This window comes from Microbacterium sp. bgisy203, from assembly GCF_057706945.1.
The window spans coordinates 1-24694 of the sequence record NZ_JBYIPF010000007.1; the positions used below are offsets into that span (position 1 = coordinate 1).

The 24694-nt window shown below is 72.5% G+C and carries 21 protein-coding genes; 8 read left to right on the forward strand and 13 right to left on the reverse strand.

Going from position 1 to position 24694, the window contains the following annotated elements; translation table 11 throughout:
• Positions 1-707 (reverse strand): 2-phosphosulfolactate phosphatase (locus tag AC3ENQ_RS10950; RefSeq protein WP_431804519.1); only part of this gene is annotated, 707 nt, incomplete at its 3' end.
• A 75-nt stretch (positions 708-782) separates the two neighbouring features.
• Here AC3ENQ_RS10950 and AC3ENQ_RS10955 point away from each other — a divergent pair.
• The gene (locus AC3ENQ_RS10955; protein WP_431804521.1) at positions 783-1319 is read left to right on the forward strand and encodes a hypothetical protein; all 537 of its coding nucleotides are present in this window, start codon (positions 783-785) and stop codon (positions 1317-1319) included.
• Positions 1320-1344: 25 nt separating this feature from the next.
• On the opposite strand, the gene AC3ENQ_RS10960 is transcribed toward AC3ENQ_RS10955, so the two are convergent.
• From AC3ENQ_RS10960 to AC3ENQ_RS10985, 6 genes are all read right to left on the reverse strand, one after another.
• Complete coding sequence (locus tag AC3ENQ_RS10960; protein ID WP_431804523.1) at positions 1345-2820, reverse strand: ABC transporter permease; 1476 nt, start codon at positions 2818-2820, stop codon at positions 1345-1347.
• On the reverse strand, positions 2817-3578 hold the full coding sequence (locus tag AC3ENQ_RS10965) for an ABC transporter ATP-binding protein (protein ID WP_431804525.1): 762 nt from the start codon (positions 3576-3578) through the stop codon (positions 2817-2819). Before AC3ENQ_RS10965 ends, AC3ENQ_RS10960 begins: the two co-directional genes overlap by 4 nt.
• Before the next feature lie 221 nt (positions 3579-3799).
• On the reverse strand, positions 3800-4462 hold the full coding sequence (locus AC3ENQ_RS10970; protein ID WP_431804527.1) for a response regulator: 663 nt from the start codon (positions 4460-4462) through the stop codon (positions 3800-3802).
• Entirely contained in the window at positions 4459-5640 is a 1182-nt protein-coding gene (locus AC3ENQ_RS10975; RefSeq protein ID WP_431804529.1) for a sensor histidine kinase, read from the reverse strand. Before AC3ENQ_RS10975 ends, AC3ENQ_RS10970 begins: the two co-directional genes overlap by 4 nt.
• Before the next feature lie 86 nt (positions 5641-5726).
• A complete protein-coding gene (locus tag AC3ENQ_RS10980) occupies positions 5727-6002 on the reverse strand; it encodes a hypothetical protein (RefSeq protein WP_431804531.1) in 276 nt (91 codons plus the stop codon).
• A gap of 97 nt (positions 6003-6099) precedes the next feature.
• The gene (locus tag AC3ENQ_RS10985; protein ID WP_431804533.1) at positions 6100-6606 is read right to left on the reverse strand and encodes an Lrp/AsnC family transcriptional regulator; all 507 of its coding nucleotides are present in this window, start codon (positions 6604-6606) and stop codon (positions 6100-6102) included.
• A 93-nt stretch (positions 6607-6699) separates the two neighbouring features.
• Here AC3ENQ_RS10985 and AC3ENQ_RS10990 point away from each other — a divergent pair, with 93 nt between their 5' ends.
• Complete coding sequence (locus tag AC3ENQ_RS10990; protein ID WP_431804535.1) at positions 6700-8076, forward strand: DUF6421 family protein; 1377 nt, start codon at positions 6700-6702, stop codon at positions 8074-8076.
• Positions 8069-8728, forward strand: coding sequence for an SDR family NAD(P)-dependent oxidoreductase (locus tag AC3ENQ_RS10995; protein WP_431804537.1), 660 nt, complete (start codon positions 8069-8071; stop codon positions 8726-8728). Before AC3ENQ_RS10990 ends, AC3ENQ_RS10995 begins: the two co-directional genes overlap by 8 nt.
• Before the next feature lie 4 nt (positions 8729-8732).
• Here the strand turns inward: AC3ENQ_RS10995 and AC3ENQ_RS11000 are convergent, their stop codons facing one another.
• Together AC3ENQ_RS11000 and AC3ENQ_RS11005 are read right to left on the reverse strand one after the other, a co-directional pair.
• Positions 8733-8912 carry a hypothetical protein gene (locus AC3ENQ_RS11000; RefSeq protein ID WP_431804539.1) on the reverse strand — a complete coding sequence of 60 codons (180 nt, stop codon included), beginning with the start codon at positions 8910-8912 and terminating at the stop codon, positions 8733-8735.
• Between the two features lie 80 nt (positions 8913-8992).
• Positions 8993-9811 (reverse strand): tryptophan-rich sensory protein, encoded by an 819-nt coding sequence (locus AC3ENQ_RS11005; protein WP_431804541.1) that lies wholly within the window; start codon positions 9809-9811, stop codon positions 8993-8995.
• Positions 9812-9851: 40 nt separating this feature from the next.
• On the opposite strand from AC3ENQ_RS11005, the gene AC3ENQ_RS11010 reads away from it, so the two are divergent.
• Entirely contained in the window at positions 9852-10913 is a 1062-nt protein-coding gene (locus tag AC3ENQ_RS11010; protein ID WP_431804543.1) for a threonine aldolase family protein, read from the forward strand.
• Between the two features lie 105 nt (positions 10914-11018).
• On the opposite strand, the gene AC3ENQ_RS11015 is transcribed toward AC3ENQ_RS11010, so the two are convergent.
• From AC3ENQ_RS11015 to AC3ENQ_RS11025, 3 genes are all read right to left on the reverse strand, one after another.
• Positions 11019-12359: a DivIVA domain-containing protein gene (locus tag AC3ENQ_RS11015; RefSeq protein WP_431804545.1), complete on the reverse strand. Its 1341-nt coding sequence runs from the start codon at positions 12357-12359 to the stop codon at positions 11019-11021.
• Between the two features lie 146 nt (positions 12360-12505).
• Complete coding sequence (locus AC3ENQ_RS11020) at positions 12506-14458, reverse strand: M3 family metallopeptidase (RefSeq protein WP_431804732.1); 1953 nt, start codon at positions 14456-14458, stop codon at positions 12506-12508.
• A gap of 84 nt (positions 14459-14542) precedes the next feature.
• Positions 14543-15235, reverse strand: coding sequence for an NUDIX hydrolase family protein (locus tag AC3ENQ_RS11025; RefSeq protein WP_431804547.1), 693 nt, complete (start codon positions 15233-15235; stop codon positions 14543-14545).
• A 35-nt stretch (positions 15236-15270) separates the two neighbouring features.
• Here AC3ENQ_RS11025 and AC3ENQ_RS11030 point away from each other — a divergent pair, with 35 nt between their 5' ends.
• The 4 genes from AC3ENQ_RS11030 (at position 15271) to AC3ENQ_RS11045 (ending at position 23910) form a co-directional block, all read left to right on the forward strand.
• Positions 15271-15990 carry an alpha/beta hydrolase gene (locus AC3ENQ_RS11030; RefSeq protein ID WP_431804734.1) on the forward strand — a complete coding sequence of 240 codons (720 nt, stop codon included), beginning with the start codon at positions 15271-15273 and terminating at the stop codon, positions 15988-15990.
• Between the two features lie 412 nt (positions 15991-16402).
• The gene (locus AC3ENQ_RS11035; RefSeq protein ID WP_431804549.1) at positions 16403-18109 is read left to right on the forward strand and encodes an ABC-F family ATP-binding cassette domain-containing protein; all 1707 of its coding nucleotides are present in this window, start codon (positions 16403-16405) and stop codon (positions 18107-18109) included.
• A gap of 171 nt (positions 18110-18280) precedes the next feature.
• Entirely contained in the window at positions 18281-23080 is a 4800-nt protein-coding gene (locus tag AC3ENQ_RS11040) for an ATP-dependent helicase (RefSeq protein ID WP_431804551.1), read from the forward strand.
• A gap of 56 nt (positions 23081-23136) precedes the next feature.
• On the forward strand, positions 23137-23910 hold the full coding sequence (locus AC3ENQ_RS11045; protein ID WP_431804553.1) for a DNA-formamidopyrimidine glycosylase family protein: 774 nt from the start codon (positions 23137-23139) through the stop codon (positions 23908-23910).
• A gap of 70 nt (positions 23911-23980) precedes the next feature.
• On the opposite strand, the gene AC3ENQ_RS11050 is transcribed toward AC3ENQ_RS11045, so the two are convergent.
• Positions 23981-24643 carry a YitT family protein gene (locus AC3ENQ_RS11050; RefSeq protein WP_431804736.1) on the reverse strand — a complete coding sequence of 221 codons (663 nt, stop codon included), beginning with the start codon at positions 24641-24643 and terminating at the stop codon, positions 23981-23983.
• Positions 24644-24694 lie beyond the last annotated feature (51 nt).

Sequence of the window (24694 nt, forward strand, 5' to 3'; positions counted from 1 at the left end):
CAGTAGGCGACGAAGACCCCGTCGCGGAGGGCGGGGACGGATGCCGAGGCATCCACGTCGGCGGCGGCGAGCACCTCGTCGCGCGCGCCGCGCTCGAGGAGCTCCTGACCCGAACCGCTCGCGGTGAGGAGGTGACGCACCGCCCCGCGCAGACCGCGGAACGACTCGCGCGCCGCGGCGGACTCGGGCGACGTGTGGTCGATGCCGCGGGTGCTCAACGCATCGATGACGGCGCCCGCGCCGAGCAGGTCCTCCACGGCGACCCGGAGGTCGGCGTCGGGCGTGCGCGCGGTCAGTTCGCCCGCGGCGATGACGGCGACGCTCGTGCGATCGCCGTGGCGATGCTGCTCGGCGACGATCGCGTCGGCGACGGCAGAGGCGTTACGCAGGGCACCGAGCAGCACGAGGGGCCGCGGGCCGGACGCGACCGAGGACTGTGCGGCTGTGGGGGGCGCGAGAGCGGCAGCTTGCGCGGCGGTGCGCGTGGCAGCGGCGGCGCGCGCGACAGCGGCGCCGTTCAGCGAGACGGCGTGGGCGGCGGCATCCAGCGGCACGGTCTCCCCCGCGTCGACGCGCGAGGTCACCGTCGAGCTGAAGCGCAGCACGTCGACGACCACGACGACATCGGCGGGCGCGAGGCGGGCGAGTCCCCGTGTTCCCCACTCGAAGCGCACCTGGTAGCGGGACTGGTCGAACGGCGAGGGCATCCTTCCAGCCTAGGCGGGCGCGGGTGCGGGCGCCGGTGCGGGTGCGGGTGCGGGTGCGGATGGGAGACTGTGCGCATGCGGATCATGCTGAAGCTCGTCCTCGACTGCGACGCCGACGCGGCCTGGCGGGCGCTCCACTCGCCGCGCGCCGTCGCCGACCTTTACGGTCCGCTCCTCGACCTCGCCCCCATGGAGGCCGCCGGCATGCCGACGACGCTCGAGCCGGGGGCTGACGTCCCGGTGCGGATGCAGCTCGGCATCCCGAGCGGAGGGCTCGCGCTCGGCGATCAGCTGATCCACGTGAGCGAGCGGTACACGAAGGACGCGAACGGTCCGGTGCGGGTCTTCCGCGACAGCGGCATCCCGCTGACCGGCCCGCTTGCGGCGCTCGACGTCTGGGACCACCAGATGGCCGTCTCGCCCGCGCCCGGCGACGCGACGAAGACGCTGTGGCGCGACCGGCTCGTGATCGGCGGCGCGGCAGCTCCCCTGCTGTGGCCGGCGCTGTGGGCGGCGTGGCAGTGGCGCGGCGCGCGCCTGAAGCAGCTCGCGCCGACGTGGGCGCACGACCCCGAGCTCGCCGGCGACGATCCGGGCGAACCCGAGGTCTGACGCGCGCCGCACCCGCGCGGTCGGGCTACTCGGCGAGCGCCTCGACCGCGGTCACCCGCGTCGCGAGCCGCGTCGGCACCACCGCGGCGACGAGGGTGAGGGCGGCAGTCAGGGCGACCACGAGCAGCATCGTGCCCCACGGGATGCCGGGCGCGACGAGCGTCGGCGACGACCACGACGGCGGCGCGCTGATCGAGCCGAGGAGCGACTGCGCCGCGACCCACCCGTAGACGATCCCCAGCGCGAGGCCGAGAACGAGGGCGGTGATCGTGACGTGCACGGCCTCGAGGAGGACGACGCGGCGCACCTGGGGGGCGGTCAGCCCGAGCGCCCGCAGGAGGCCGAGTTCACGCCGGCGCTGCACGACGCCGATCGTGAGGAGGTTGACGAGCCCGACGCCCGCGATGACCGCTGAGACGGCGACGAGCCCCATCATGATCGCGGCGAACGTGTCCATGATCTGCGACATCTCGGCAGGCGGCTCCCCGCCGGCGGACGCCGTGAGCACGGCCTTGACCGACGCGTTCGCGACAGCGAACATCACGACGAGCGTCACCCCCATGACGACACCGATCGCCATGCGGCTGGACCGCTCGGGGTAGCGGAGCGCGTTCTCGGCGGCGAGATGCGCCGTCGCCGATCGCCCGAACAGCCGCCCCGTCAGCCGCAGAAGCGGCGGCATGACGACGACGGCGCCCAGCGCGAGACCGGTGAACGAGAGGATGCCTCCCCCGAAGGCGACCACGACGCCGAGCGGGCTCACGAGCCCCGCGAGCACCCCGAGGCCGAGGAGCGCGGCGCCGACGGCGAACAGCACGATCGCCGCGGCGCGTCGGCCGCGGGACGAGGCGACCTCGTCGTGCGTGCGGGGCGCGGCGCCCGAGACCGCCTGCAGCGGCGTGACCGTGAGCACGCGACGCGACCCCGACCATGCGCCCGCCCACGTGGTGAGCGCTACGACGACGGCGGGCACGAGGAGCACGGGCTGCAGCACCTGGTACCCGGTCGACAGTCCCAGCGCGGCATCCGCCCACGCCGTCAGCACCCCGGCGCCGGCCGTTCCCGCGACGAGGCCTACCACAGCGCCGATCGCGCCGACGACGATCCCCTGGCGGGCGACGGCCCGGCGCTGCGAGCGCGCGGACGCTCCGATGAGCCGGAGGAGCGCGATGTCACGCGTGCGCCCCGCAACGATCGTCGCGAAGGTGTTCGCCGTCACGATCGACGCGACGTACACCGCGACGCCGACGAGCAGAACGCTCAGGATGCCGACGACGATCGTGACGGTCTCGCCTCCGCCGAGGTACGGGTCGCTCCGCAACCATGCGCCGATGTAGCCCGTCGCTCTCAGGAGCAGGACACCGAAGGCCGTCGAGATACCCGCGACGAGGATCGTCGCGCCCATCCCCCGCTCGCGGAGCCAGGAGAAACTGTCGCCTCGGCCGCGGGTCGCCCAGGCATCCGCCCCTGTGCCGCGGGTTGGCGCCGCGACGGCGGTCACGCCGCCACCTCCGCGGCGAGCATGAACGCCGAGACCTGCTCGGCGCTCTGGCGCGGCTTGTCGGCGACGACCCGTCCGTCGCCGAGGAAGAGCACCCGGTCGGCGTGCGAGGCGGCGACGGGGTCGTGCGTCACCATCGCGATCGACTGGCCGTGCTCGCGGGTCGCCGCCGCGAGAAGGGCGAGCACCTCGCGGCTCGAGCGGGAGTCGAGATTTCCGGTCGGCTCGTCGGCGAAGACGAGGTCGGGGGCGGTCGCGAGGGCGCGGGCGATCGCGACGCGCTGCTGTTGCCCGCCGGAGAGCTCGTGCGGGCGGTGGCGCAAGCGAGCGCGCAGGCCGAGCGAGTCGATAAGGCCCTCGATGCGGGCGCGTTCGAGTGCGGACGGGGTGCGCCCGTCGAGGTCGAACGGAAGGAGGATGTTGCCGAGGGCGTCGAGGGTCGGCACGAGGTTGAACGCCTGGAAGACGAACCCGACGCGGCGGCGGCGCAGGATCGTCAGCTCGAGGTCGGAGAGCCCCGTGATCTCGGTGTCGCCGATCCACGCGCGGCCGCTCGTCGGCGCGTCGAGCCCGGCCATGATGTGCATCAGGGTCGACTTGCCGGAGCCCGAGGGGCCCATGATCGCCGTGAACTCGCCGCGACGGATGCCGACGGTCACGCCGTCGAGCGCGCGGACGGCCGTGTCGCCGGCTCCGTAGCTCTTGCCGAGGTTCTGCACGCGGGCCGCGAGGCCCAGGTCTGTCGTCGTGATCTCCATGCCTTCGACGCTACGGACGGCGGGTGCGCCCGCGCGTCGGTCGGCGGTCGCTGGCGCGTACATCGGGAGGATGATCCGCGTTCCGTCGCGAAAGCAGGCTCGATCGCACTCGCGGAGGCTGGGGCGGCCCCCGTTGGCCGGTTGAGCCTGCTTTCGGTGCAGAACGTGCGGGCGATGGCGAGGTCGGCGCCCGTCCAACGAGGCACCCGCCGGTCGGCCGATCAGGCGAGGCCGTGCTCGAACGCGAACACGACGAGCTGCACGCGGTCGCGCAGGGCGAGCTTGCCGAGAATCCGGCTGATGTGCGTCTTGACGGTCGCCTCGGAGAGGAACTCGCGCTGCGCGATCTCGGCGTTCGACAGCCCGCGCGCGGCGAGGGCGAAGATCTCCCGCTCCCGCTCGGTGAGGTCGCCGTACGCTGCGGGGACGGGCGCGGCGGTCGAGTCGGCGAAGTGCGCGAACAGGTCGCGGGTCGCGGATGCCGCGATGACCGACGACCCCGCGTGCACGGTGCGGATCGCGGCGAGGAGGAACTCGGGGTCGGCATCCTTCAGAAGGAACCCGCTCGCCCCCTGGCGGATCGCGCGGGCCGCCGCCTCGTCGAGGTCGAACGTCGTCAGCATCACGATCTTCGGCGGATCGCCCGCGAACGCCGGGTCGGCGAGCAGGTCTGCGGTGGCCGCGAGGCCGTCGCGCACCGGCATCCGGATGTCCATCAGCACGACGTCGGGCCGCACCTCGCGGACGACCCGGACGCCGTCCTCGCCGTCGCCCGCCTCGCCGACGACCTCGAGGTCGGACTGCGAGTCGATCACCATGCGGATGCCGGCGCGGAAGAGCGCCTGATCGTCGACGAGGACCACCCGGATCGCCGCGCCGCTCACGCCGCCTCCCCGATCGGCAGGCGCGCCCGGACGACGAACCGCCCGCCCTCGGCGGCGGCGTCGAGCGACCCGCCGGCGAGTTGCGCGCGCTCGCGCATGCCGATGAGTCCGTGCCCGCGGCTCGGCGCGTCGCCGTCGGCATCGGCCGTCGGATTCGTCACCGAGAGCTCCACCCGGTCATCGTGCCACGCGAGCCCGACCGCGACGGCGCCCGGAGCCCCGTGCCGGAGCGCGTTGGTGAGCGCCTCCTGCAGGATGCGGTAGACCGCGAGCTGCGTCGCGGCGGGGACCTCGGCGCGCGGGGCGGGGTCGACGTCGACCTCGAGGGCGACTCCCGCCGCACGCACCTGCGCGTACAGCGTTTCGAGGTCGGCGAGGGTCGGCTGGGGTCCCTCCGACTGGGTGTGGCGGAGCTGGGTGAGGAGCATGCGGACGTCGGAGAGCGCCGCGCGCGCCGCCGTCGATATCGTGCCGAGCGCCGCCGTCGCCGCCTGCGGTTCGGCGGCCGCGGCGTAGCGCGCGCCGTCGGCCTGCGCGATGACCACGGCGAGCGAGTGCGCGACGACGTCGTGCATGTCGCGGGCGATGCGGGTGCGCTCCGCCTCGGCGGCCGCCTGCGCCTCGGCGATCTCCTGAGCGCGCCGGTTCTCGCGCGCACGGACGCCGGTGCGCACGAGGGCGCCTGCCGTCCACGACAGGAGCAGTGCGAGGGCCGCCGACACGAAGACCGTCGCCGCGAGGAAGGCATACGTCGAGGCGGCCGTCGCCAGCGTCCAGCCTCCGGCCAGCACGGGCGGCACGACCAGATACAGCGTGATCACGAGCGCGCCGACGATCGACGACGCGAAGCTCAGCCAGTACGCGAGGCGCGTGCCGTACACCGCCGCCGCGTACAGGATGGCGAAGATCGCGAGGTTCGCCGGGAGCGGGGGCAACGCGAACGCCATCTGCACGAGCGCGCCGAACCAGGCGACGGCGAGCGCCAGCGTCGGCGACCAGCGACGGATCGCGAGCCCCGCCGAGAAGACCGCGAACAGCGCGACCGTCGCGACGAACTGCACGCGGGTGAGACTGATGCCCGCCGTGCCGACGAAGCTCAGGAGCACGGCACCCACGAAGAACAGCGCCGCCGCCGTCACGTCGACGACGAGCTGGGTGCGGGTCATCGGTCGGAACACGCTTCGACGCTACGCGACGGGTGCGGCCCCGGCATCCTTCTGCGGATGTATCCGGCAGGCCCCGCGCGGGCGGGGCTTGTCGGCGCTCAGCCCGCGCTCTCGTCGTACTCGAAGAAGTAGAGGCTGTTGCCGCCGCCGTCGGAGACGCTCACGACGCGTCCGCCGGGGATGCCGCGGGGAGGCATGATGACGACGAGTTCCGGGCGGGCGGCGAGGAAGGCGTCGAGGTCGGGCACGCGGTACATCGGTCCGGGGCGTTCGGAGTAGTGGTCGATCGAGACCATGACCTGGATGGAGGATCCGGGAACCTGGAAGGCCACCGTCTCGTCGCCCTCGCTCCACGCCTCCACCCAGTCGAGCACGTCTCGGTAGAACGCGACCGTGGGCCCGAGCTCGCGGACGGGGCGAATAGAGGAAGGTGAGGCCGACGCTCTCCATGGGGCGATTATGCCCCGATGATCACCCCGGCGGCAGAGGGGGTCGCGGCAGAGGGGTCGGCGGTAGAGGGGTCGCGTCTGCCGGGCCGGTGACCGTCGGGCGGTGCTCGAAGAAGGTCTGCAGCACGACGGTCGTGCGAGTCGACACGTTCGCCGCGTGGCGGATCTCGCGGACGAGATCCTCGAGCGCGCGCGGCGATGCGACGCGCGCGAACAGCATGTAGGCCGCGTCGCCGGCGATGGAGTGGCACGCCTCGATCGCGTCGAGGTGCTCGAGCAGCTCGGGCGCCGTGTCGGGCTGGGCAGGATCGAGCGGCGTGATCTCGATGAACGCGGCGAGCGGGCGTCCCACCGCCTCCGCGTCGACGAGTGCGCGATACCCCGTGATCACTCCGCGCGCTTCGAGGCGCTTGAGCCGCGCCTGCACCGCTGACACCGACAGACCGGTCGCGGCAGAGAGATCGGCCAGCGTCGCTCGACCGTCGCGGGACACCTTGGCGACGATCCGCCGGTCGACAGCATCTTCCATGTCTGGAAGACTACCTGTTGATGGCGATCAGCGCCGTAATATTTCCTGCCCGTCGCGTCTTCGGCGGGCCTCTTCCCGATCGGAGGCGCTCACATGTCCCTTCTCGACGCTCACCCCACCGCCGTGAACACCGTCATCGACGACGGGCGCCCGCTCGCGGAGCAGCCCGCATGGCTGGCGTTGAAGGATGCCGCGACCGCGGTGCAGCCCTTGCAGGCACAGGACGGGTCGATCCCCGACTCCGCCGACCACCCCGACGCGTCACGCCTTGTCGAAACCGTCATCGCGTCGATCGAAACCCTCGCGCCGCTGTTCCCGCACGACGCCGCGTACCTCGAGGCATCCGTCGCCGACCTCCGCCGCTGGGAGGACGAAGGATTCGGCGTGCCCGACTTCCTGGACTCGCTCGTCGCGTTCCAGCCGCAGGAGCACCGCGTCGACGGGCTCGCGCACCTCGTCGTCTTCCCGATGTACACCCAGAACGGGTCGCGGAACCGCCACCTCGAGGCGGTGCTGTGCGAGGTGATCTGGCCGGAGTTCATCGCCGAGGTCGAGGAGACGTACACGAACCGCCTGTTCGTGAGCCTGCGCCTGCTCGACTTCACGCCGGGGTACGACACGAACTCGGCAGTCCTCTTCCCCGAGACCGTCGCCATGCGCGAGATCCCCGCGTTCACGTGGGGCGCGATCTTCCAAGATCGCGAGGCCGCGCGGTTCCGGCGCGTGCTGGCCGCGGCATCCGACATCACGAAGCTCGACCTGCCCGCCGATGCGGCGGAGCTGCTCGATGACCAGGCGCTGGCCGAAGAGACGTTTGTCATGTGGGATCTGATCCACGACCGCACGCACATGCGGGGCGACCTGCCGTTCGACCCGTTCATGATCAAGCAGCGGATGCCGTTCTTCCTCTACTCCCTCGAAGAGCTGCGCTGCGACCTGACGGCGTTCCGCGAGTGCGTCGCGCTCGGCGCACGGGGCGACGACATCGGAGCGCACGCGCGGCTCGTGCAGTATGCGGTGATCTTCGACCGGATCTTCCGGTTCGCGATCACCGGGTCGCGGGTGCGGAACTACGACGGCCTCGGCGGGCAGCTGCTGTTCGCGTGGCTGCACCAGCGCGGCGTGCTGCACTGGACCGACACGCAGCTCGCGTTCGACTGGGCCGAGGTGCCGGGTGCCGTCGTCGAGCTGGCCGATGCCATCGACCGGCTGTACTGGGAATCGATCGACCGCCCGAAGGTCGCGCATTGGCTCGCCGCGTACGACCTCGTCCGCTCGGTGCTGACGCCGCACCCCGCCTCGCAGTGGGCGCGGGGGCTGCCCGACGAGGTGCTCGCGGGACCGCCGAAGGCCTACACCGACGCGGTGCTCGACGACGAGTTCCCGCTGTCGATGTTCTTCGAGGCCCTGGAGAAGAAGATGCGCGATGTCATCGCCTCGACCGAGGGGATCACCGGCCGCGATGCATGAGCGCACCGTGCTCCTCGCGGGGGCGACGAGCGCGAGCGGACTCGCGGCGACGCGTGCTCTGCTGCACGCCCGAGGGCAGGTGGTCGCGGTCGGGCGGGATGGCGCCCGGCTCGCGACGCTCGCAGACCTCGGCGCACGGACCGAAATCTGCGACCTCGCCGACAAGGCCGCGGTCGACGCTCTCGTCACCGCGCTGCATTCCGAAGGGGTACGGGTCGACGGCATCCTGCATCTCGTCGGCGGCTGGCGCGGGGGCGGCGGGCTGCCCGGCCAGACGGATGCCGACTATCGCGCCCTCGAAGGCGGGCTCACTTCCCTCCGCCACGTGAGTCGCGCGCTGTGGGACGACCTCATCGACTCCCCCGCCGCGCGGACGGCGATCGTGTCGTCGACGGCGGTCGCCCGCCCGCTCGCGGGCGGCGCGAACTACGCCGCGGTGAAAGCCGCCGAGGAGGCCTGGGCGCGCGCGATGGCGCAGGCCTTCGCGAGGGCCGCGCGCGATGCCGCGACACCGCTCGCCGCGGCTTCCGTCATCTTCCGCGTGCGTGCGCTCACGGGTCTCGAAGACGCGCTCGCGGACGCGTTCGTCGGGCTGTGGGATGCCGACGCCGCCGCGATCAACGACACCGTGATCGAGCTCGCCGCCGGGTGACCGATCATTCCTGCTCGGCCACGCCGCCGCGGGCCTGCGCCGCCGACGCCGGACCGACCGGAGGCCCGGCCTCCGGCCGATGCGACGTCCCGTTCGCTTCGTCGACCTCGTCGGCCGGGGAGGCGTCTGGCGCGACGGCGAACTCGGCCGAGAGGATGCGGTACGACTTCGTCGTGAACGCCACGGGGGCGAAGACGAGGATGCCGAGGAACGGGCGCCCCGCCGACGCGCCTCCGGCGCTCAGGCGCTCAGACCCGCGCGCCCTCAGGCGCTCTGCGGCGCGTCGTCCCCGCGCACCCGGTCGAGGACGCGCGCGATCACCGGCACCGACACGACGATCACCGTGGCGATGATCGCCGCCACCGCGATCGGGGTGCTCTGCAGGTCTCCCGTCAGACGCGCGACCGCGAGCCAGCTGAGGCCCCACCCGATCGCGAGGCCCGGCGCGATGCGCCAGTGCGACCAGGCGGCGAGCGCCACACCGATCACCGCGACCGCGGCGACGACGATGACGCCCAGGACATCGGCCGCCGACTCCCACGACGCCGGCACGGTGACGGTGAGCGCCGCGCCGAGGTTCGCGACCGTCGCGAGCGTTGCCCACCCGAGGTGAAGGCCCGTCGTCGCGTCGATCAGCAGGCCATCCCAGAATCCGGCACCGGGCTCGCGCGTGCGGATGACCTTCACGTACGTGATGCACAGGGCCACGAGGAGTGCGACCAGGACGACCACCGTCGCCCAGATGCCCGCGAACTGCACCGTCACAAGCCACAGCCCGTTCAGCACCATCGTGAGGGCGATCCACCATCCGAGAGCGCGCTGACGTAACCGCTCGCGCTGGGCTGGCAGCGCCTGCCAGATCGTGTAGCCGAGGAGGCCCAGGTAGATCGCCGACCAGATGCTGAACGCCTCCGTCGCGGGAGTGAGGTACGAGGCATCCGGGTCGAAGGCGCCGCCGACGGCGTCCTGGATCGGCGTGCCGCCGAAGGCCCCGATCCCGACCATGTCGCCGATGATCATGAAGCAGAACGCGCTGATGACCGCGATCTGACGAAGGATGTCGTTCGCACGTGAGGTGGCCATGGCGAAAGCCTAGAGCGCAGGGAGAATCTAGGCTGGAGCGGTGACAACGCTCCACGATCGTGATATCCGCGGCTTCGCCAGCGACAACTACTCCGGCGTCCACCCCGAGATCCTCGCGGCGATCGCCGCGGCGAACGACGGACACCAGATCGCGTATGGCGAGGATGCCTACACCGCACGCCTCCAGGAGGTCTTCGCCGCGCACTTCGGCGACGGTGTCCAGGCCTTTCCGGTCTTCAACGGCACGGGGGCGAACGTCACGGGCCTGCAGTCGATGCTGCCGCGCTGGGGCGCGGTGATCGCGGCATCCACCGCCCACATCAACGTCGACGAGGGGGGCGCCCCCGAGCGGGTCGCGGGCATCAAGATCCTGAACGTGCCGACGGATGACGGCAAGCTCACCCCCGACCTCGTCGACCGGGAGGCGTGGGGCTGGGGCGACGAGCACCGCGCGCAGCCGCTCGTCGTCTCGATCACGCAGTCGACCGAGCTCGGCACGCTGTACACACCCGACGAGATCCGCGCACTCGCCGACCATGCCCACGCCCGCGGCATGCGCCTGCACCTCGACGGTGCCCGCATCTCGAACGCGGCGGCGGCGCTCGATCTGCCGCTGCGCGCCTTCACGACCGATGCCGGCGTCGACGTGCTGAGCTTCGGCGGCACGAAGAACGGGGCGCTCGGGGGCGAGGCCGTCGTGATGCTGGATGCCGCGGCATCCGAGGGCCTCGTGTACCTGCGGAAGCTCAACATGCAGCTCGCGTCGAAGATGCGGTTCGTCTCGGCGCAGCTCATCGCGCTCCTCGAGGGCGACCTCTACCTCCGGAACGCGCGGCACGCCAACGCGATGGCGGCGCGCCTGCGGGCGGGCGTCGAGGCGGGGATCGCGGACGGTTCGATCTCGGGCGTCGCGTTCAGCCAGCCGACGCAGTCGAACGGCGTCTTCGCGACATTGCCCGACGGCGTCGCCGACGAGCTGCGGCGCTCGTTCCGGTTCTACGACTGGGATGCGGCGAGGAACGAGGTCCGCTGGATGTGCTCGTTCGACACGACCGAGCAGGACGTCGACGCGTTCGTCGCGGAGCTCGCGCGCCTCACCTGACGCGACCCGACGGCTGAGTCGTATGGCCGATGGTGCTGGAGTGCCCTACTGAGGAGAGTGAGGCCGGTCAGAGCCGATCGGCCATACGACCCATGCCGAAACCCCTCAGCCTTCGGCGGTCTCGTCCCGGCCGGCGTCGGCGACGGGCCTCGCGCTCTTGCCCGTGGCGGAACCGGATGCCGAGGCGTCGTCGGCCTCCGACCCGCCCGCCTCCTGCCCGCCGGCTCCCTCGGAGCGCATGAGCTCCTTGACCTCGGACATGAAGCTCGTCAGCTGCTGCTGCTGCCAGCGCAGAGCGCGCGTGCGGTCCTCCGCGTCGCGGAGCACCGCCTGCGAGTGCTGCGTGACGGTGTCGATGATCTTCTGCGCCTTGACGCTCGCACGGTCGAGGATCTCGCGAGCGCGGAGCTTCGCGTCGGCTTCGACCTGCTGCGACTGCGCCCGCATGAGCTTGTCGAAGTCATCGGCCTTCGCCGTGATGCGCTGCGCGTGCTCGACCGAGGCTGCGACCTGCTCGTTCGCGTCCTGCGTGATGCGCTCCGCGTGGGCGACCGCCTGGTTGTGGAGCATGAGGAACTCCTGCTGCGCGTCATCCTGGCGACGGGTGAGCGCCTCTTCGAACTCGAGCGTACGCATGCGCTGCTCGCGCAGGGCCTCGTCGGCCTCGGCACGCGCCTGCTCGGCTTCGCGGGCGACGAGGGAGCGGAGCGCGGCCGCGCCCTTCTCGGCCTCAGTGCGGATCGCGGCGGCCTCCTGATCGGCTTGCGCGACCTTCTCGGCGGCGTGCGCAGCTTCGCGGTCGAGCTGCGCGGTGTGGGCGGTGAGCTCGGTCTCGATGCGCAGGCGCGCCTGCGCGGCATCCGTCTCCGCCTGCTGCTTCAGGGCGTCGGCGTCGGCCTGAGCGGCGGCGCGCTGCGAGGCGATCTCGTCGCGCGCGGCCTCGAGCAGCCGGTCGGCCTGGACGCTCGCGTTCTTGATGATGACGGATGCCTGCTCCTCCGCGACGCGGAGGACCTCCTCGAACCGCTCGCGGCCCTTCGACGACTCGTCGGCGGCGTTCACCAGCTCGTCGCTGAGGGTCTGCACCTTGTCCTCGGCGTTCGCCGCACGCGCGGACTCGACGGCGAGGTCGGACTGGAGGTTCGAGAGCTTCCGCTCGAGCTCGTCGATCTTCGCCTTGTGCCCCTTGAGCTCGACCGTCGCGCGGTGGTGCGTGTCCTTCAGCTGGGCGAGCTCGTCGGAGCTCGCGCCGCGCTGGGCGGTGAGGGCCGCGATGGCCGCGTCGACCTCGGCCTTGTCGTAGCCGCGGAACGTCGTCGTGAACTCGCCGCCGTGCGACGATCCAGAAGAGGACGAGGCGCCGGATGCCGAACTCTGCGCCCCCGCCATCAGCTCGTCGAACGGCGAGGATCCGGGAACATCATCACGGGGGGACTGGTCGGACACAGGGGTCTCCGCTTCGAGCAGGCGGCAGGGAACGCCGCCGAGGGGGGAACGCGGCCCGGGTCGGCCGACACTCGAATCGTACCCGACCGGGGCCTTGTCCCCACGCGCGAAATGGCGTGCGGAAGACGTGTGGTTGCGGCGCCCGATCAGGCGCCCGCGAGCCACTCCCGGTACGCCTCGAACGAGAACGGACGCCCCAGGAACGCCTCCACCAGATCCGCGGCGTCGCGGCTGCCGCCGGGCTCGAGGATCTCGCGGCGGTAGCGGGTCGCGACCTCGGCGTCGGCGAGGTCACCCGCGAACGCCGAGAGCAGGTCGCGGGCGATGACGAGGCTCCACTGATAGGTGTAGTAGCACGACCCGTAGCCGGTGAGGTGACCGAAGCCGGCGTACGAGTGCGCACCGGCGAGCGGCTGCACCGGCGAGGTCACGCGATACCAGTGCTCGGTCGCGGCCTGCAGGTCTTCGGGCCGGTCGACGTGCAGGTGGTAGGACACCTGGGCGTGACCGAGCTGGCGGCGCACCTCGAGGGCACGGCCGAACGCGTCGGCGACCTTCATCTTCGCGACGAGGTCGGCAGGGATCGGCTCACCGGCGCCGTTCGCCGTGAAGGTCGCGAGGACGTCGGCATCCCACGCCCACTCCTCCAGCAGCTGGCTGGGCGCCTCGACGAAGTCCCACTCGGTCGCGACGCCGGTGAAACGGGCGACGCGCTGGTCGCCGCCGAGGATCGCGTGGACGAGGTGTCCGAACTCGTGGAAGAACGTGACGACCTCGTCGTGCGTCATGAATCCGCGCGCGAAGTTGCAGAGGAGCACCGACTCGGGAAGCACCCGCCCGGTGACGCCCGGGGCGAGGCCGAAGCACGCGGCGTGGGTGTACTTGCCGGCGCGCGGGTGCAGGTCGAGATGGATGCGGCCGAGCCGCTCGCCACCGCGCACGACGTCGTACGAGTGGACGTCGTCGTGCCAGGTCGCGACGTCGACCTCGACGTATTCCACGTCGAGCAGCCGCCCGGTCGTCTCGAGCAGGCCCGGCAGCACGCGATCGAAGGTGAAGTAAGAGCGGACGAGCTGTGCGTCGACCTCGTGGCGCTCGTTGCGCAACGTGCTCAGCAGGTAGAAGAGGTCGGCGACCGTGACCTCGGTCGCCGAGGGGTCGTCCTGCTGCAGCCGGTCGAGGAGCACCGGGTATTCCGCCGCGGCGGCGACGACGGAAGCCGCGTCGAGCCGGTCGAGGAAAGCGGCGATCGCGCGCCCGCCGTGCCCGGGATCGGTGTGCCCGATCATGCGCGTCTCGGTCTCGAAGTCGGCCCAGGAGCCGTAGCCGAGAAGCGCCGCGCGCTCGGCGCGTACGTCGAGGAGTTCGCGCAGGATCGCGTCGTTCTCGGGCCAGGCGAGGTCGTTGTAGGCGGCGACGAGCGCGGCGCGGGTCGCGCGGTCGGTCGCATATTCCCGCACCGGCATGAGGTCGGGGTAATCCGTGGTGAGCACGACGCGTCCGTCGTCACCCGGCGGGTGCTCGTCGATGAAGTCCTGCGGGAGCCCGGCGAGCGCCTCGGGGGCGACGCGGATCTCGCGCCGACCGTCGCGGATGTTGCGGGAGAACTCGAGGCTCAACTCGGTGTCGCGGTCGGTCAGCTCGCGCACCCGCTCGCGCTGCGCGTCGGGCAGGTCGACCCCGCCGCGGCGGAAGTCGCGGAGCACCTGGGTGAGCAGGCGTTGCTGGTCGTGGTCGAGGCGGGCGGATGCCTCGTCGGGCGTGATCGCCGCGAGGGCCGCGAACAGCGCGCGGTCGAGCAGGCGCCCGGCGGCGAGCGCTTCGAGGCGCTGCACGTTCTCCTCCGCCGCACCGCGGACGGCGGCGTCGGGGTGCGATTCGCTGAGGAGGTACACCTCGCTCGTCGCCTGCCCGAGGGCGAGCTCGGCGTCGTTCCAGAGAGCGAGGCGGGCGACGGCGTCGAGGCCGTCGGCATCCGCTCGCGCGAGTCGCGCGTCGAGCTCTGCCACGGCGGCGACCGCGCCCTGCGGGCGCTCGGTGACGAAGGCCAGCCAGCCGTCCGTGTCGGCGGGGAAGGTGAGCGGCTCGGGTGCGGTCATCGTCGGGACATCCATCCTCCGAGCCTACGCGGCGCCACCGACGGGGCCGCCTCGCGCACGTCACGCCGGGTGCGGAGGGCGTGTTCAGCGCAGAGCGCCGACCGAGGCGAGCGCCTGGCGGAGGAGCGTCGAGCGGCCGCCCTCCATCTCGGCGGCGAGAGAGTCGGAGGCCGCTTCGTCGGGGCCCATCCACGTGACCTCGAGCGCGTCCTGGCGGGGCTCGCACGTGCCGGTGACGGGTACCACGAAGGCGAGCGAGACCGCGTGCTGGCGGTCGTCGTGGAACGCGCTCACCCCGGGGATCGGGAAGTACTCGGCGACCGTGAACGGCACGGGCTGCGGCGGGAGGAGCGGGAACGCCATCGGGCCCAGGTCGTTCTCGAGGTGACGGAAGAGCGCGTCGCGGACGGTCTCGCCGTAGCGGACCCGACCCGACACGATCGAGCGGGTGATCTCGCCCAACGGCGTCGCCCGGAGGAGCACGCCGACCTGCGTGACCTGCCCCATCCCGTCGGTGCGGACCGGCACCGCCTCGACGTAGAGGATCGGCAGGCGGCGGCGCGCCTCGGCGAGCTCGACGTCGGTCAGCCAACCCGGGTTCGCGGCGTTTCCCGGGGCGGGGTGGCCGAAGCTGCCGTCGCCGAGGGGATGTCCGGAGCGGCCTCCGCCGCCGATGCCGCCGCCGATGCCGCCCCCGCCGAGGCCGCCGAGGGGATCGCGCGGCGTGGAGTCGTCGTCGCGCTCGTTGGGGTCGGGGTCGGGGGTGCGCACGGCCATGCTCCATGTATACCCCCTCGCGCCGCCGGGCCGGGATGCGCCGTGTCCGCACCCCCTGCAAGGATGGCCGCGTGGACGAGACCCCCGAATTGGACGACGCGGCCGTACTGTGGTCGGCCCCGCCCGCCCTCGACCCGACGGAGCGCGCGGAGCGGCCGGTGCTCGTGCTGCTCCACGGATACGGTTCGGAAGAGGGCGATCTCTTCGGCCTCGTGCCCTACCTTCCCGACGAGTTCGTGGTGGCCGCGGTGCGCGCACCCCTCACGCCGCCGTTCCCCACGCCGGGCTGGTCGTGGTTCCCGATCGAAGGGCTGCAGACGCAGGATGCCGGGGCCGTGACCGCCGCGGCGGAAGCGCTCCTCGCGTGGCTCGATCGGGCGGTGGATGCCGCGGCGTCGGTCGGGCTCCTCGGATTCTCCCAGGGCGCCGTGATCGCCCTGCAGGCGCTGCGTCTGCGCCCCGAGCGCTTCGCGTTCGTCGTGAACCTCGCGGGGTTCGTCGCCGACGGGTCGCTCCCGACCGATGAGGTGCTCGCCGGCATCCGCCCGCCCGTCTTCTGGGGGCGCGGTGCGCGCGACGACGTGATCCCGCCCGCCCGCGTCGCGCACACGATCGAGTGGCTGCCGAGGTTCGTCGAGCTGAGCGGCCGCGTCTACCCGGGCCTCTCGCACAGCGTGTCGGAGGACGAACTCGCCGATGTCCGCGCGTTCCTCGACAAGCAGCTCGCCGCGCTCCCCGCTGACCCCGGGCCCTGACCCCGCCACGCCCGTCACCCGCTCCGGTCGTTGATCGAGTCCCTCGGGCGGAGTCGAGACGCCCCTCCGCCCTCCCGCCGAGGCCCGCTAGACTGGTGAGTGTCCTGGTCCCGAGTGTGAGGAAGACCGTTGAAGGCAATCGACGCCGCGCTGTGATCCTGCGCTGACCCGTCGACCCTTCCGTTTCGGATCCTCGACCTCCCGGACTCCCGCCTCGCCCGATGCTTCATCGAGGCAGCGCCCCCGGCTGTTCGTTCGTCGACGCGCCGCGCCCCACCCCGCGCAGGCCGTCGACCTTCCGCCTCTCCCACCGGAGTCCCGCAGCTTCGCGGGTCCGTGCGTCCGAGGCATCCGGTGTGTGCGGCGTCTGCGCTCTGAACGCCCGTGCTCCGGCACGACATCGGAGGACCCCATGCCCACCACGATCCACTCCCACCCCGCGGTCGTCCTCGACCGCGTCACCTTCACCTGGCCCGACGGCACACCCGCGCTGCACGAGGTCTCCGGCGCGTTCGGCGCCGGCCGCACGGGCCTCGTCGGCCGGAACGGCGCCGGCAAGTCGACGCTCCTCGGTCTCATCGCGGGGCAGCACCGTCCGGCATCCGGCACCATAGCGACGACCGGCGACGTCGACCTCCTGCCGCAGCTGCTGACCCTCGACACCGACCGCCGCGTCGCCGATCTGCTCGGCGTGGGAGCCGCCGTCGACGCCGTGCGCGCCATCGCGGCGGGCGACGTCGATCCGGCGCACTTCGACACGGTCGGCGACGACTGGGACGTCGAGGCGCGCGCCACGGCCGCGCTCGTCGAGGCGGGGCTCCCGCCGGATGCCTTGGGCCGCCGCGTCGGAGAGCTCTCCGGCGGCGAGGCGGTGCTCGTCGCGCTCACCGGCGTGCGGCTGCAGGGCGCGCCGATCGCGCTGCTCGACGAACCGACCAATAATCTCGACCGCGACGCGCGGGCGCGGGTGTACGACCTCGTGCGCCGCTGGCGCGGCGCGCTCGTCGTCGTGAGCCACGACACGACGCTCCTCGACCTCATGGACGACACCGCCGAGCTGTACGGCAGCGCGCTGACGACGTTCGGTGGCGGCTATTCCGCGTGGCGCGAGGCGCTGGATGCCGAGCAAGCGGCGGCGCGCCAGGCCGAGACCGCCGCGCGACAGGTCGTGCGGCGCGAGAAGCGCGACCGCATCCACCAGGAGCAGGTGCTCTCGACGCGCGCGGCGATGGGACGCAAGGCTTCGGTCGAGAAACGCCAGCCGAAGATCATCATGAACGCCCGCAAGCGCGCGGCGCAGGAGTCGGCCGGGCGCCTCCGCGGCGAAGCGGCGGGCAAAGAGGCGGAGGCCCGGGCCGCGCTCGACGCGGCCGAACGCCGGGTGCGCGACGACGACAGCGTACGCATCGATCTGCCCGACCCCGGCGTGGGCGCGGGGCGCCGAATGGCGACCTTCACCGGCGCAGGCCGGTCGTGGGTGCTGCAGGGCCCGGAGCGGTTCGCGCTCGTCGGGCCGAACGGCGCCGGAAAGACGACGCTGTTGCGGCGCCTGGTGGGGTCGGCGACGACCGGTCGCGGTCATGTCGCAGGAGATTTCGCGTCGACGGGCCCGGAAGGGGCGGTTTCGGACTCTGCGGGCGCAGATCTCCTGCGAGACGCGCACGCCGAGGCGCGCACCGATCGGATCGGATACCTTTCGCAGCGCGTGGATGGTCTCGACGAGACCGTCTCGCCGCTCGAGAACCTGCGCCGCGCGGCGCCGGGCATCGGCGACGTCGAGCTGCGCAACCGGCTCGCGCGGTTCCTGCTGCGCGGCGACACGGTGCTGCGCCCGGTGTCGGCGCTGTCGGGCGGCGAGCGGTTCCGCCTGGCGCTCGCCTGCCTGCTGATGGCCGATCCTCCGCCGCAGCTGCTCGTCCTCGACGAACCGACCAACAACCTCGACCTCGACACGGTCGACCAGGTGGTCTCGGCGCTCGGCGCGTTCCGCGGCGGGATCGTCGTCGTGAGCCACGACGACGCGTTCCTCCGCCGCGTGGCGCCGGATCTCGTGCTGGAGCTGCGGGACGGTGAGCTGCATGAAGCGGCGATCGACGGCGTGGAGTCCGACGGGGTGTAGCTGGGCGCGCGTGCCGTGTTCAGTCTTCGCGCGAGCCGCGCAGGCCGCACGCCCCGGAAAGTCGCGGGGCGGCGGTCGCGGATCGCGCGGTGGAACGGAATACGGTACACACCGCGTTCGCCCGTCGCGAGCACCCGACCTGATGTCGGAGGTCGGGGCGAAGATGGGAGGGTGACCGACACGACGACGAGCGCGACGCGCCCCGGGGACTCCTCCCCGGAGGTGCTGGCGCGGTTCGGTCCTGCGACGCAGGACTGGTTCCGCGGCGCGTTCGCCGAGCCCACCTCGGCCCAGGCGGGCGCGTGGGAGGCGATCTCGCACGGCAAGCACGCGCTCGTCGTCGCGCCGACCGGGTCGGGCAAGACGCTGTCGGCGTTCCTGTGGGCCATCGACCGGATCTTCCGCGAGAAGCCCGTCGCACCGCCCGCGCCCGTCGACGACGCGACCCCCGGAAAAGGCCGCGCGAAGAAGAAGTCCGCGAAGGCGAAGGATGCCGCGCAGACGCGCGTCCTCTACGTCTCACCCCTCAAGGCTCTCGGCGTCGACGTCGAACGGAACCTCCGCTCGCCGCTGGTCGGCATCGGCCAGTCGGCGCGTCGCCTCGGGATCGCCGTGCCCGATGTCACCGTCGGCGTGCGCTCGGGGGACACGACGTCCGCCGATCGGCGAAAGCTCGTCGCCGACCCTCCCGACATCCTCATCACGACCCCCGAATCGCTCTACCTGATGCTCACGTCGCAGGCATCCGAGACCTTGCGGGGCGTGCACACCGTGATCGTCGACGAGGTGCACGCGGTCGCGGCGACCAAGCGCGGAGCGCACCTCGCGGTGAGCCTCGAGCGCCTCGACGCGCTGCTCGAATCCCCGGCCCAGCGCATCGGGCTGTCGGCGACGGTGCGCCCGATCGACGAGGTGGCGCGCTTCCTGGGCGGGTCGGCGCCCGTCGAGATCGTCGCACCGCGCGCGTCGAAGACATTCGACCTGCAGGTGGTCGTTCCCATGGACGACATGCTGAATCCGCCTCCGCCCCCGCGCGCCGCCGAAGACGTGGCGCCGGATGCCGACGACGCGGACCCCGACGAGGGCGACGGCGACTGGTTCTCCGCGCCGTCGCAGCCGTCCGAGGTCACCGGTTCGGTGTGGCCCCACGTCGAGGAGGCGATCGTCGACCGCGTGCTCGCGCACCGCTCGACGATCGTCTTCGCGAACTCTCGCCGCCTCGCCGAGCGCCTCACCGGTCGGCTCAACGAGATCTACGCCGAGCGCCTCGGCCTCGAGACCCCCGACCCGACCGTCCCCGCCGCGATGATGGCGCAGGCCGGCACCTCGGCTGGTGTCGCGCCCGTGCTCGCGAAGGCCCACCACGGCTCGGTGTCGAAGGAGCAGCGCGCGCAGGTGGAGGATGAGCTCAAATCCGGCATCCTGCGCTGCGTCGTCGCGACGAGCTCGCTCGAACTCGGCATCGACATGGGCGCGGTCGACCTCGTCATCCAGGTCGAAGCCCCGCCGTCGGCGGCCTCGGGGTTGCAGCGCGTCGGGCGCGCGGGGCACCAGGTCGGCGAGATCAGCCGGGCGGCGCTCTTCCCGAAGCACCGGGGCGACGTCCTGCACACGGCGGTCGTCACGGAGCGGATGCTCGCGGGCAAGATCGAGGCGATCACCGTTCCCGCGAACCCGCTCGACATCCTGGCGCAGCAGACGATCGCCGCGTGCGCGACGGGGGCGATCGACGTCGAGGAGTGGTTCGAGACCGTGAAGCGGTCCGCGCCGTTTCGCACGCTGCCGAGGTCGGCGTATGAGGCCACGCTCGACCTGCTGGCCGGCAAGTACCCCTCCGACGAGTTCGCCGAGCTGCGCCCGCGCCTCGTGTGGGATCGCGACCACGGCACCCTCACCGGGCGGCCCGGCGCGCAGCGCGTCGCGGTGACGAGCGGCGGCACGATCCCCGACCGCGGCCTGTTCGGCGTCTTCGTCGCGGGCGAGACGCGCAACGCCCGCGTCGGCGAGCTCGACGAGGAGATGGTCTACGAGTCTCGCGTGAACGACGTCTTCACGCTCGGCACCACGAGCTGGCGGATCGTGGAGATCACGCACGATCGGGTCAACGTGCTCCCGGCCTTCGGGCAACCGGGAAAGCTCCCGTTCTGGCACGGTGACGGTCTCGGCCGCCCCGCGGAGCTCGGCGAGGCCCTCGGCGCCTTCTCGCGCGAGGTGGTCGCCGCCTCGCCGGAGAAGGCCTCCGAACGGCTTCGGGAGTCGGGGCTCGACGACAACGCAATCGGCAATCTCCTCGCCTACCTCGGTGAGCAGAAGGAAGCGACGGGGAGCCTTCCCACCGACAAGACGCTCACCGTGGAGCGGTCCCGCGACGAGGTCGGCGACTGGCGCATCATCCTTCATTCCCCGTACGGCATGCACGTGCACTCACCCTGGGCGCTGGCGGTGAATGCGCGCGTGCGGGAGCGGCTCGGGGTCGAGGGATCGGCGGTGGCGAGCGACGACGGCATCATCGTGCGGGTGCCGGATGCCGAGAGCGAGCCGCCCGGGGCGGAGCTCTTCGTCTTCGAGGCCGACGAGCTCGAACAGATCGTCACCGACGAGGTCGGCGGCTCGGCCCTCTTCGCGTCGCGGTTCCGCGAGTGCGCGGCCCGGGCTCTGCTCCTGCCGCGTCTCAATCCCGCGCGGCGCTCACCGCTCTGGCAGCAGCGGCAGAAGTCGGCGCAGTTGCTCGAGGTGGCGAAGAACCATCCGACGTTCCCGATCATCCTCGAGACGCTCCGCGAGGTGCTGCAGGACGTCTACGACCTCCCCGCCCTGCTGCGCATCACCCGCGCGATCGGCGATCGCCGTATCCGTCTCGTCGAAACGACGACGACGCAGCCCTCCCCGTTCGCCCGCGACCTCCTCTTCGGATACGTCGGCGCGTTCATGTACGAGGGCGACTCGCCGCTGGCCGAGCGGCGCGCGGCGGCGCTGTCGGTCGATCCGGCGCTCCTGTCGGAGCTGCTCGGCAAGGTCGAGATGCGCGAGCTGCTCGACCCCGACGTCATCGCGCAGTTCGAGGCCGAAGCGCAGCGCCTCGAACCCGACCGGCGCGTGCGCGGCGTCGAGGGCGTCGCCGATCTGCTGCGTCTGCTCGGACCCCTCGATGCGACGGAGGTCGCGACGCGTCTCGAGGACGGCACGCTCGAGACCGCCTCCGCCCATCTCGACGAGCTCGTGACCGCGCGGCGCGCGATCTCGGTGACGATCGCGGGCGCGCCGCGCGTCGCGCAGATCGAGGATGCCGGACGCCTCCGCGACGCGCTCGGCGTGGCGCTTCCCGTGGGCATCCCGGTCGCATTCCTGGAGCCGGTCGTCGATCCCCTCGCCGATCTGGTCGCCCGGTTCGCGCGGACCCACGGCCCGTTCCGCACGTCGGACGTCGCCGCGCGCCTCGGAATCGGTGCGGCGGTCGCGCGACAGACCCTGCAGCGTCTCGAATCGCAGGGACGCCTGGCAAGCGGGTTCTTCCTGCCCGGACCGGGCGGAGGCGACTCGTCCGCCGGCGCCGACAACGACGCCGAATGGTGCGACGCCGAGGTCCTGCGCCGCCTGCGACTGCGATCGCTCGCCGCGATCCGCGGCACGGTGGAGCCGGTCTCGCCCGACGCCTTCGCGCGTTTCCTCCCGGCGTGGCAGCACGTCGCCGCTCCGCTCCCGGGCGGCGCCCGCGCCGAGCGGGGAACCGCCGGCCGCGCGCTCGAGGGCGTCGACGGCGTGCTCGCCGTGATCGAGCAGCTCGCCGGGGTGCCGCTCCCGGCGAGCGCGTGGGAGTCGCTGATCCTGCCGGGGCGGGTGTCCGACTACAGCCCGACGATGCTCGACGAACTGACGGCCACCGGTGAGGTCCTCTGGTCGGGGCACGGCTCCCTCCCCGGTCGCGACGGCTGGATCGCCCTGCATCCGGCAGACACCGTCGCCCTGACCCTCGCGCTCCCCGATGACGCCGAGCCGCCGAGCGTCCTCGAGCAGCAGCTGCTGTCGGCGATGGAGACCGGCGGCGCGTACTTCGCCGCCCAGCTCGTGGCGGCGACGGGCGCGGAGAGCGAGCAGTCGGTCGTCGAGGCGCTGTGGAACCTCACCTGGACCGGACGGGTCACGAACGACACTTTCGCGCCGGTGCGCGCGCTTCTGGCGGGGGGCTCGCAGGCGCATCGCACCGCCCGGCGCACCCCCCGGGCGCGCATGTTCCGGGGCACGCCGCTCGCCGCCGCGCGCCCTCAGGCATCCGCCGCCCCGCACCGCGCTCCGCAGCGCCCCCCGCTGATCGGCGGGCGTTGGTCGCTTCTTCCCGAACCGAGCGCCGATGCCGCGCTGCGCGCCACGGCCGCGGCGAGCGTCCTGCTCGAGCGCTACGGCGTCGTGACGCGCGGAAGCGTGCAGACCGAGGGCGTGCCGGGCGGTTTCGCGCAGGTCTACCGGACGCTCGCCGGATTCGAGGATGCCGGGCACACACGGCGCGGGTACTTCATCGAGAAGCTCGGGGCGGCGCAGTTCGCGTCGTCGGCGACCGTCGACCGGCTACGGACGTTCGCCGCCGTCCCCGACCCGGCACCGCTCGACGCGCTGACCCTCGCCGCGACCGACCCCGCGAACCCGTACGGCGCGGCGCTCGCGTGGCCCGCGCTCGAGGGCGTCGGCCACCGGCCCGGACGGAAGGCCGGCGGCCTCGTGACGCTCGTCGACGGCGCGCTCGTCCTCTACCTCGAGCGAGGCGGTCGATCGGCGCTGGCGTTCACCGACGATGAGGACATCCTCGCCGCCGCCGCGCGGAGCCTCGTCGACACGGCCCGCGCGCGCCGACTCGACACCCTGACCGTCGAACAGGTGTCGGGCGCGTTCGTCTACGGCACACCCGTCGGAAAGGCGCTCCTCGCCGCGGGCTTCGTCGAGTCGAGCCGCGGCCTGACGCTCCGGCGGCAGCGGTGACCGCGGCGGTGCCTGGCGCGGCGGCGGTGGCAGGATGCCTGGAGTGAGGGGCGCGGATGCCTGAGGGCGACACCGTCTTCCGCGCGGCGCGGCGACTGAACGACGCCCTCGCGGGGCAGGAGGTCACGCGGTTCGATCTGCGCGTTCCGCGCTACGCGACCGCCGACCTCACCGGCGAGACCGTGCACGAGGTGGTCCCCCGCGGGAAGCACCTGCTGATGCGCATCGGCGATCAGACGCTGCACTCCCACCTCAAGATGGAGGGGCGGTGGCTCGTCTTCCGTCCGGGCGAACGCTGGCGCTCCCCCGCGTATCAGGCGCGCGCGATCCTGGGTACGGCCCGTGCCGTCGCCGTCGGGTTCGAGATCGCGATGGTCGACCTCGTCCCGACCGACAGCGAGAGCGAGCTCGTCGGGCACCTCGGACCCGACCTCCTCGGGCCCGACTGGGATGCCGCGGAGGCAGCACGCCGGGTGGCATCCGACCCCCGCCCCGTGCACGTCGCGATCCTCGATCAGCGGAACCTCGCCGGCCTCGGCAACGAGTACGCGAACGAGCTGCTGTTCGTTCGCGGCATCCTGCCGACGCGCCCCGCGACCGACGTCGACGCCGCGGGCCTGGTCGACACCGCGGCGCGGATGATTCGCGCGAACCGCGACAGGGCGGGCCGCACCTTCACCGGCGACACGCGCCCCGGCCAGCAGGACTGGGTCTATCGCCGAGAGAACAAGCCGTGCCGCCGGTGCGGCACCCTCATCCGCCGCACCGATCTCGGAGCGAACCCGACGAGCGAGCGCATCGTGTTCTGGTGCCCCGTCTGCCAGACCTGAGCCTGCGGCGCCGGCCACGAAACCACCACCGCCGGCTCCACCACCGCCGTCTCCATCACCGCCCGCTCCATCACCGTCCGAGGTACCGCCCCGGACGGTGATTGAGTGCGAGCACGAGATTCAGCAGGACTGCCCCGACGGCGCTCATCAGCACGTTCTGCCACGGCACGACGAGCAGCGCGGACAGGATGATCAGCACGTCGAAGATCATCATCGTCCAGCCGGCACGGAATCCTGTTCTGTCCTGCACTTCGAGGCCGATGATGTTGACGCCGCCGACGCTCGATCGGTGCCGGAAGAGGATCAGGATGCCGACGCCGGCGAGCAGGTTCCCGGCCATCGTCCCGTACCAGGGTTCGATCCAGTCGATCGGGAACAGGGCATCATGCACGAGCGCCCAGGCCGACACGAGCGCGATCGAGACGACCGTGCGGATCGTGAAGTCCCATCCGCGCCGCCAGACCGCGAGGAGGGCGAAGGGCACGTTGATGAGGGCGAACAGCAGCCAGAAGGGCCACCCCGTCGCGTAGCCGAGAAGCAGCGACAGGCCCGCGGTGCCGCCGGTGACGGCGTGCGCCGCGTGGAGGAGGTGCAGCCCGAGCGAGACCAGGAAGGTGCCGGTGAGGATGCCGAGGATGTCCTCGGCGACCGAGTGTGCCTGCGCCTTGTCGTCGAAGACGAGGGAGGGCGCGGTCGTCGGGTCGGGCTCGGGCGCGGCAGTCACGGCATCCATCATCCCAAGAAGGATGCCGTGCACCGCGCCGCGCCCTGCGGCGGGCGACCG